Below are 9,298 nucleotides of genomic sequence, written 5' to 3'. Positions count from 1 at the left end.
CACCTATCCCACTTCCGATCAGCGCGCCGCGCAACTGCCCATCTGGCTGCACCAGTATAATTGGCACCGGCCTCACGACGGCATAAACTCCCAGCCGCCTATCAGCAGACTCGGTTTAACCGAGGACAACCTCCTGAGGCTCCACAGTTAGCCACCGTCGCCGCCCGGGATCATCACCCGTCGACTTGACGCCAGCATCGGGGCGCCAGGACCACGCGCTTTCACGTCCGCATCGCCATCGTTCGTCGGCGCGATCACTCACGCTGCGATCCGATGCGTCCATCGCGTCACCGGCCCACGTTTCGTAACGATCGCGAAGCGTCCCTCTTGCGGGCCGTGACGGCGGGGAATGTGCGGCTAATTTGCCCGACGAGACAACGCCCGTCGGGTTGCGACAAAATGGCACGACGGGCAATGCGGATGCTCCCGCAAAGCAATTAGTCCCGCGGATTCATGGCTCTCGCGCGATCTGCCCTGGAGGTTCGGGCAGCCGCTCACGAGCTCGTGAACTCATTCTCAAATCCAGCCAATCGCAACGATCGTAACGAGCCTGACCAATCCGGTCGGGTGATGCGCCCCTGCACAACAGGGAGAACAAGAGGTACCGAAATCCTTTTGCGCATCAGCCAACTCATCAGTTCAGTTCACAGGGAAAAACTCGAATGACGCTGGGATTCCGTTCGTTCATGGCCGGCGCGCTGATGCTGGGCGCGCTCTCCATGTCAGCAACCGCGGCACGTGCCGCCGATATCGTCGACACCGCCGTCGGCGCGGGCCAGTTCAAGACGCTGGTCGCCGCCGCCAAGGCCGCAGGTGTCGTGCCGGTGCTGAAGAGCAAGGGTCCCTTCACCGTATTCGCACCGACCGACGCGGCGTTCGCCGCGCTGCCGCCCGGCACGGTCGAGGATCTCCTGAAGCCGAAGAACAAGGGCAAGCTCGCCGCGATCCTGAAGTATCACGTGATCCCCGGCGCGGTGAAGGCGGGCGACGTCGCCGGCAAGAAGCTGAGCGTAAAGACCGCGCAAGGCCAGCCGGTGGCCGTCGACGGCACCTTCTTCGGCGTGCAGGTCAACGACGCGCATGTGGTGCAGGCCGACGTCATGGCCTCGAACGGCGTCATCCACGTCATCGACAAGGTGCTGCTGCCACCGGCCAAGACCGCGATGCATCATTGATCGAATGAGAGCGCGCCATCGGTGATGGCGCGCTCTTTTTTTGCGAACTCTGCTGTTGCCGTCGATAGTCACTGTCGTACCCCGCGAAGGCGGGGTACCCGGTACCCTGTGGCTTGTCGGTCAATCACACCTCTCTCGGCGTACTGGATCGTCCACCTTCGCGGACGATGACAGCTGAGCGTGTGGAGTCGGCGGGGTGCCGACAAGCGGCCTTGCTTAGTACCCCCTGAGCTGAGCCAGCTGCGCTGCGTGATAGTTCGCATCGCCCAGCATCTCCTCGCAGACCCGGGCGCGCTTCATGAAGAAGCCGATGTCGAACTGGTCGGTCATGCCCATGCCGCCATGCATCTGCACGCCTTCCTGCACCGCGCGCGTCGCGGTGGCGCCGGCGCGGGCCTTGGCGACCGCAACTGCGGCTGTTGCGCCAGCCGGATCGGCATCAAGCGCCTGCAGCGCTTTGAGCACCGCGGCGCGGGTGATCTCGATCTCGATGTAGAGCTGCGCGGCACGGTGCTGCAGCGCCTGGAATTCGCCGATCGCCTTGCCGAACTGCTTGCGCTCCTTGAGATACGCGACGGTGCGTCCGAACACCTCCTCGCTGAGACCCACCATCTCGGAGGCGACCGCGCCGCGGCCGAGATCGAGCACGGCGCTGAGCGTGGCAGCGCCACCATCGACCTCGCCGAGCAAGTGATCCGCGGTGACCTCGACGTTGTCGAGCGTGACCCGCGCGGCGTTGTGCGCGTCGACCATGATGGTGCGTTCGATCGCCACGCCCTTGGCCTTGGGATCGACCAGGAACAGCGTGAGACCATCGCGATCGCCAGGCGAGCCCGCACTGCGCGCGACGACGAGCAGGAGATCAGCGACGTGGCCGTCGACCACCATCGCCTTGGCGCCGTTCAGCTTGAAGCCGTTGCCGGAGCGCTCGGCCTGCAGGGCGGTGTGCAAAGGACGATGCTTGGAACCTTCGTCGAGCGCCAGCGCGGCGAGCAGCGCGCCGCTGGCGATCTTCGGCAGATACTCGGACTTCTGCGCCGCCGAGCCGGCGCGCGTGAGCGCCGAGGCTGACAGCACCGCAGTCGCCAGGAACGGCGACGGCATCAAGGTGCGGCCGATCTCCTCCATCACGACACCGGCCTCGACCGCACCGAGGGCGGAGCCGCCATGCTCCTCCGGCACCAGCAGGCCGGCGAAGCCCATCTCGGCGAAGGTGGCCCACAGCTCGCGCGAGAAGCCAGTCTCGTCGCGCGTGTCGCGCAGCTTGCGCAGGTGAGACACCGGCGCGTGATCTGAGATCAGGCCGCGCGCGCTGTCGCGCAGCATCGATTGTTCTTCGGTGAGGAGGAGAGGCATGGCACGAATCCCTTGAAAACTGCGTCTGACCGGTTCGCTCTCAACCCTCATGGTGAGGAGGCGCGCAAGCGCCGTCTCGAACCATGAGGCCAACGTCGGGGCCTCATCCTTCGAGACGCGCGCCGAGAGGCGCGCTCCTCAGGATGAGGGGAAATAGTTCACGCCCCCGGCAGATCGAGGATACGCTTGGCGACGATGCCGAGCATGACCTCGGAGGTGCCGCCTTCGATCGAATTGGCCTTGGTGCGCAGCCAGGCGCGCGGCCGGGCGCCCTCGCCGGAGCGGTCGCTCTCCCATTCCAGCGCGTCGATGCCGCCCGATGACATCAGCAGCTCGTGGCGTCGCTTGTTGAGCTCGGTGCCGTAATACTTCATCGCCGACGAGAACGCCGGATGGCCCTGCCCGGCTTTGGCGAGGTCGACCATGCGCTCGGCCGCGGCCGCAAGCGCGGCCTCGTCGACGTCGAAGGCCGCGATCTCGGCGCGCAGCAGCGCATCGTCGAGCCGGCCCTGCCCGTCGCTGCCGACGGAATCGGCTGCGACCTGGCCGAGCGGGCGGCTGCCGCCGCGCTCGCCCATGCCGGAGATCATCGCGCGCTCGTGCTGCAGCAGGTACTTCGCAACGTCCCAGCCACGGTTGACGGTGCCCAGCACGTTGGCCTTGGGCACCCGGACATTGTCGAAGAAGGTCTCGCAGAACGGCGAGCGGCCGGAGATCAGGAGGATCGGCTTGGTCGAGACGCCCTTCGACGTCATGTCGAACAGGATGAAGCTGATGCCGTCATGCTTCTTCGCCGCGGGATCGGTGCGCACCAGGCAGAAGATCCAGTCGGCGTAGTTGGCGTAGGACGTCCAGATCTTCTGGCCGTTGATGATGTAGTCGTCGCCGTCGCTTTCAGCGCGCGTCTGCAAGGAGGCGAGATCGGAGCCGGCATTCGGCTCGGAATAGCCTTGGCACCAGCGAATGAGACCGGCGGTGATCTTGGGCAGGTGCTCGCGCTTCTGTTCGTCGGTGCCGTATTTCAGGAGCGCCGGCCCGAGCATCGAGATGCCGAACGAAGTGATCGGGGCGCGAGCGCCGATCGCCGCCATCTCCTGGCGCACGATCTTGGCCTCCTCGCCGTCGAGACCGCCGCCGCCATATTCCTTCGGCCAGTGCGGTACCGTCCAGCCCTTATCGCGCATGCGCTCGAACCAGACGCGCTGCGGCTCGGAGGAGAATTTTGCGTTGCGGCCGCCCCAGAACGTGTCCTCCTCGGAGGTCATCGGGCGGCGCATCTCTGGCGGACAATTGGCCTCCAGCCAGGAGCGCGTTTCGCGGCGGAATGTGTCGAGATCGGCCATGTCTGGTCCTCGCGCGTTTCCATGATTGCTGTCGTTGGCAACGACCTAACCTCAGCGCTTCCTGGAATTCAACATCGATGTCGCCGCAAGGGCGGTACGCCCTCGCCTTGCATGGCGTTCTATGGTCATGATGCCGCCGCCCGAAATATGAGGACACCGACATGCGCCTGAAACTTCTTTCGCCTGGCGAAATGAGCGCCGACCAGCGCCAGACCTATGACGAGTCGATCGCCAGCAAGCGCGGCGCGCCGCCGCCGCCGATGATGGCCTGGCTCAATAGTCCGGAGATGGCGCGGCATGCGACACGGCTCGGCGCCTTCCTGCGCTACGACACGGTGTTTCCAGCTGACCTGTCGGAGATCGCGATCCTGGTAACCGCCCGGCACTGGACCGCGCATTACGAATGGTACGCGCACAAGCGCCTCGCGCTGGCCGGCGGCCTCGACGTTAAGATCATCGAGGCGATCCGCGACCGCCGCACGCCGGAGTTTTCAGATCCCAAGGCGCAGGCGATCTACGACGTCGCCAAGTCGCTTCACGAGGGGCATGGGCTGACCGATGCGCTGTATGCTGACGCGATTGCGCAACTCGGCGAGCGCGGCCTGGTCGAGATCATCGGCCTGTGCGGCTACTACACCATGGTGTCGATGACGTTGAACACGTTCGAGTTCGAATTGCCTGAGGGCGAGGTGTCGGAGCTGAAGTAGAGGCGCGCCATGTGAATCGAGTTCGTCACCGCAGAACCGGTGCGCTCCCCTCCCCCTTGCGGGGAGGGGTTGGGGGTGGGGGTCCCCGGGCGCCGCGCTAAGTGAGGTGCGCCCTTATCGATCTAGGCGGTTATTAGCTCGGGAGGCTGAGCATGCACTGCTGGTCCTCTCGATAGCCTCTGATCGTTATCAACGGAGAAAGCGCGGCTCGTGGACCCCCACCCCCGACCCCTCCCCGCAAGGGGGAGGGGAGCAGACTGAGCATGCCGCGCGAGCCTCGCTATGATCGCTCCGCCACATCCACTGCCGCGAGCCGCGCATCTCGGCGCTTCGACGACCACACCAGCGCCAGCACGCAGAGGCCGAGCAGCACCGGCGGGAAGACCACGAGGTTCACCGCCGACCAGCCGAAATTCGCGAGCAGTTGGCCCGACGAGAACGAGCCCAGCGCCATCAGGCCGAAGATCAGGAAATCGTTGAACGCCTGCACCTTGTTGCGCTCGGCGGATGTATGCGTCTCCAGCACCAGCGCGGAGGCGCCGACGAAGCCGAAATTCCACCCCACCCCGAGCGCCACCAGCGTGGCCCAGAAATGCATCGCGGTGAGGCCGGACAGACCGATCACCGCTGCGACCGCTTCCAGCGCGAGGCCGACCGCGACGATGACGGGCGCGCCGAAGCGCGCGATCAGCGATCCCGTGAAGAAGCTCGGACCGTACATCGCGACGATGTGCCATTGCAGGCCGAAATTGGAATCCGACACCGTGAGCCCGCACATCTGCATGGCCAGCGGTGCCGAGGTCATCACCAGGTTCATCACCGGATAGGCGATGGTGCCGCACAGGGCGGCTGCGATGAAGCGCGGCTGGCGCACGATCGCCGAGAGGGGCCGGCCGCCATGGAGATCGGCAGCTTCAGGCTTCGGCAGATCGACGCCGGCGACGATCCCCATCGCGACCAGCGCGACCGCCGCCTGGACCAGATAGCTGAACGCGAACAGATAGGGCTGCCAGACGTCCATGGTCCATTGCACGAGCTGCGGACCGAGCAGACCGGCGAAAATGCCGCCCGCCATCACCCACGACACCGCCTTGGGCCGGAACGTCGCGCTGGCGCCATCGGCCGCCGCAAAGCGATAGGATTGCGCGACGGCGCCATAGAGGCCGCCGAGGAACGTCGCCAGGCAGAACAGTGCGAACGAGCCGCGGAGAATGGCGAGGCAGCCGAGCACGCCGGTGACGGCGCCGCAGCCGGTACCGATGAGGAAGGCCGCCCGGCGGCCATAGCGGCGCGAGATCGCGCCGGTCGGCAGGGTGCCGGCGGCGAGGCCAACGACGTACATCGAGATCGGCACGGTCGCGAGCCCGATGTTCGGGGCAATGGTGACGCCGACGATCGCACCGGTGGCGAAGATCACGGCCGAGTTGGCGCCGGTCAGCGCCTGGGCGGCGGCGAGCCGCGCCACGTTGCGGCGGGCGCGGGCATCATCGGAGGTGTCTTCGCTCACGGTCAGATCGATCATCTCAGGTATCCGGAGGCGTGGCGCGCACGCTCCTGCTTTGCTGGTTTGGCCGCACTATTGCGGGAAGCGCGCGCCCGAGGCAATGGGCGCGAACGGAGACAAGCCATGCGGGCTGCGAACGCGCCACGGAGCGTGATTCGACACTCCCGGCCGGCCCGGCTAATCAAATGGTATTCTCGCGTCAACGGCGCCCGCGGAGCTTGAGCCATGTCAATCGACGATCGTCCGACCATCGCGGCGCCCGATGACGATCCGTATCTGTGGCTCGAGGAGATCGACGGCGAGCGCGCGCTCGCGTTCGTCGCGGCGCAGAACCAGCGCACGCTCGCGGCGTTCGGCGACGCGGCCTTCGAACACGACCGCGACGCGCTGGCCGCCATCCTGGATCGGCCGGACAACATCCCATTCGTGAGCCGCCGCGGCGGGCTGCTGTACAATCAATGGAAGGACGCGGAGCATCCGCGCGGCTTGTGGCGGCGCACGACGATGGCGGAGTTCCGCGAGGCGCAACCGCAATGGGAGGACCTGCTCGACATCGACCGACTCGCCGCCGACGAAGGCGAGGACTGGGCGCTGAACGGGGTCTCGAGCTTGCCGCCGGCGCATGAGCGCGCCATCCTGAGCCTGTCGCGGGGCGGCAGCGACGCCGTGGTGCTGCGCGAGTTCGACCTCGCGACGAAGCACTTCGTCACGGGCGGCTTCACGCTCTCGGAAGCCAAGGGCAGCGCCGCCTGGCTCGATGCCGACACCCTGCTGCTGGCGAGCGCGTTCGGCCCGGGCATGGCGACGCCGTCGGGCTACGCACGCACGGTGCGGCGCTGGCGGCGCGGCCAGCCGGTCGAGCAGGCGGAGGTGATCTTCGCCGCCGAAGGCAGCCAATCGACATGGGTGCATGTCGGCGTCGATCGCAGCGTCGCGCCGGCGCGGGTGTGGTTCGCCGAGGGCATCGACTTCTTCAACCAGCATCTATGGCTCGGCGACGGCAGCGGCGCGCGGACCAAGCTCGACCTGCCGACCGACTGCTGGATGTCAGCGCATGGCGACTGGATGGCGGTCAAGCTGCGCCAGCCCTGGACCGTCGGCGAGGTCACCCATCCCGCAGATGTGGTGCTCGGCCTCCGGCTGTCGGCATTCCTTGCCGGGCGCCGCGATTTCACCCGCGTGTTCGAGCCGGCGCCGCGGCGCGCGCTGCAGGGCCTGTCCTGGGCCGGCGACCGGCTGGTGCTGTCCATCCTCGACGAGCTCAGGGCAAGGTTCGAGGTGTGGACGCCTTCACCGAGGGAGTGGAGCTGCGAGCGGCTCCCCGGCCTGCCGGAGATCGCGACGGTCGACGTCTGGCGGCTCGACACCGACGAGGCGGAAAGCAACGGCGACCTGCTCGCCAACATCCAGGATCCGCTGACGCCGCCGTCGCTGCAGCTGATCGAGAGCTTCGCTGCACCCGCGATCCTGAAGCAGGCGCCGCGCACCTTCAGCGCCGAGGGGCACGTCGTCACACGGCACGAGGCCATCTCGGTGGATGGCGAGCGTATTCCCTACACCCAGACCGGGCCGGCCGAGCTGACAGGCGACGCGCCGGTGCACATGAGCGCCTATGGCGGCTTCGGTCACACGCTCCGTCCGGCCTACAATGCGGCGCTGGGCAAGCTGTGGCTCGAACGTGGCGGCACGCTCGTGGAGGCCAACATCCGCGGCGGCGGCGAGTTCGGCACCGCCTGGCACGACGCCGGCCGCTATGCCGGCAAGCGGCTCGCGCATGATGATTTCGCAGCGGTCGCCGCCGACCTCGTCCGCCGCGGCGTCACGGTGCCGAAGCGCATCGCGGCGCAAGGCGGCTCCAATGGCGGCATCCTGATCACCAACATGCTGGTGCGCTACCCCGAGCGCTTCGGCGCATTGTTCTGCACCATCCCGCTGATCGACATGCGCCGCTACAGCAAGCTGCTCGCCGGCGCGAGCTGGATCGCCGAATATGGCGATCCCGACAGCGACGAGGATTGGAGCTGGTTGTCGACCTACTCGGCCTATCACACCGCAATGCCCGGCCAGCCCTATCCGCCGATCCTGATCGCGACCACGCGGCGCGACGACCGCGTCCATCCGGGCCACGCGCGCAAGATGACCGCCAAGCTGCAGGCCATGGGCTACGATGCCTGGTTCTACGAACCCGCCGCCGGCGGCCATGGCTACGGCACCGACAACCGCGAGCGCGCCGGCTTCATCACCTTGGGCACGCGGTTTCTGGCGCGACATGTCGGGCTGGAGATGGAGTGAGCGGCTCCCTCCGTCGTCATTGCGAGGAGCCGAAGACGACGACGCAATCAGGGCCGCGACGGAAGGCTGGATTGCTTCGCTCCGCCGCTCCGCTCGCAATGACGGAGAACGCGTCACGCACCTCGCGCGAACATCAGGATCATATTGTTGGCCGGCATCTCTATCGTCTCGCGCAAGGCGAGCCCGTGGCGCGCGGCAAGCGCTTCGAGGTCGGTGATGTCGCGCACCCCCCAGTCCGGATTGTGCTCGCGCAGGGAGGTATCGAACACGGCATTGCTGACCGCGGTGTGCTTGCCGGCGCGCTTGAACGGGCCGTAGAGCACGAGCACGCCGTCCGCCGACAGCGCCTGCCCGGCGCCGGCGAACAATCCCTCCGCCACCGACCACGGCGCGATGTGAATCACATTGGCGCAAAAGATCGCGGTGAGCTGCGAAGGCCCGCCCGCGGCGCGGAACGCCGCAGGCCAGCCGGGATCTGACAAGTCGATGCGCTGGGCATCACGGATGTTCGACAGCCCGGCATGCCTGCGCCACGCCGCGATGCTGGCGAGGTGGTTGGCGTTGAGATCGCTCGGCCACCACGTCAGATCCGGCCGCTGGGAGGCGAAATGCACGACATGCTGGCCGGTGCCGCTGCCGGCCTCCAGCACGTCGCCGGTCTTGCCCGCAAGCAGCCGTCCCAGCACCGCCCAGATCGGCTGGTGATTGCGGTGGAAGGCAGCCGCGTCCAGTCGTCCGTCCGGTTCCACCGGCCGGCCGTCCCGGCCGAACTCCACGACATATTCCGCCATGCCCATTCTCCCGGCCGCCCCATGAACGGCCTCGTTAACCGCGTTGCCGCGGCCACCATAGCTGCATTGTCAGCCGATGGTCTTTATGCTTTGCAGCGCCTATATTGCCGAGATCACCGAGACGTCGGAA

At 66.9% G+C, this 9,298-nt stretch carries 7 protein-coding genes and 1 pseudogene; 4 read left to right on the top strand and 4 right to left on the bottom strand.

Features of this window, described 5'->3' with window-relative positions; translation table 11 throughout:
* Both QX135_RS30055 and QX135_RS30050 read left to right on the top strand, forming a co-directional pair.
* Nucleotides 1-151 (top strand): annotated as a pseudogene (locus QX135_RS30055) (IS481 family transposase); the annotation flags it as partial.
* Nucleotides 152-719: 568 nt separating this feature from the next.
* Complete coding sequence (locus QX135_RS30050) at nt 720-1,175, top strand: fasciclin domain-containing protein (RefSeq protein WP_315797835.1); 456 nt, start codon at nt 720-722, stop codon at nt 1,173-1,175.
* A 216-nt stretch (nt 1,176-1,391) separates the two neighbouring features.
* Here QX135_RS30050 and QX135_RS30045 read toward each other — a convergent pair whose 3' ends face one another.
* Both QX135_RS30045 and QX135_RS30040 read right to left on the bottom strand, forming a co-directional pair.
* Nucleotides 1,392-2,531: an acyl-CoA dehydrogenase family protein gene (locus QX135_RS30045; RefSeq protein WP_315797815.1), complete on the bottom strand. Its 1,140-nt coding sequence runs from the start codon at nt 2,529-2,531 to the stop codon at nt 1,392-1,394.
* A gap of 158 nt (nt 2,532-2,689) precedes the next feature.
* Nucleotides 2,690-3,874, bottom strand: a complete 1,185-nt coding sequence (locus tag QX135_RS30040; protein WP_315797816.1) for an acyl-CoA dehydrogenase family protein — start codon at nt 3,872-3,874, stop codon at nt 2,690-2,692.
* Nucleotides 3,875-4,035: 161 nt separating this feature from the next.
* Here QX135_RS30040 and QX135_RS30035 point away from each other — a divergent pair, with 161 nt between their 5' ends.
* Nucleotides 4,036-4,581 (top strand): carboxymuconolactone decarboxylase family protein, encoded by a 546-nt coding sequence (locus QX135_RS30035; protein ID WP_316179054.1) that lies wholly within the window; start codon nt 4,036-4,038, stop codon nt 4,579-4,581.
* 280 nt (nt 4,582-4,861) lie between these two features.
* On the opposite strand, the gene QX135_RS30030 is transcribed toward QX135_RS30035, so the two are convergent.
* Nucleotides 4,862-6,103: an MFS transporter gene (locus QX135_RS30030; protein ID WP_315797818.1), complete on the bottom strand. Its 1,242-nt coding sequence runs from the start codon at nt 6,101-6,103 to the stop codon at nt 4,862-4,864.
* A gap of 207 nt (nt 6,104-6,310) precedes the next feature.
* Here QX135_RS30030 and QX135_RS30025 point away from each other — a divergent pair, with 207 nt between their 5' ends.
* Nucleotides 6,311-8,377, top strand: coding sequence for a prolyl oligopeptidase family serine peptidase (locus QX135_RS30025; RefSeq protein ID WP_316179053.1), 2,067 nt, complete (start codon nt 6,311-6,313; stop codon nt 8,375-8,377).
* A 113-nt stretch (nt 8,378-8,490) separates the two neighbouring features.
* On the opposite strand, the gene QX135_RS30020 is transcribed toward QX135_RS30025, so the two are convergent.
* Nucleotides 8,491-9,168 carry a DUF938 domain-containing protein gene (locus QX135_RS30020; protein WP_315797820.1) on the bottom strand — a complete coding sequence of 226 codons (678 nt, stop codon included), beginning with the start codon at nt 9,166-9,168 and terminating at the stop codon, nt 8,491-8,493.
* Between the last annotated feature and the right edge of the window lie 130 nt (nt 9,169-9,298).

The organism is Bradyrhizobium sp. SZCCHNR1098 (assembly GCF_032489375.1).
Classification (GTDB): Bacteria; Pseudomonadota; Alphaproteobacteria; order Rhizobiales; family Xanthobacteraceae; genus Bradyrhizobium.
Note: the sequence above shows the minus strand (reverse complement) of the source record. Positions and strands in the feature narration are given on the sequence as shown.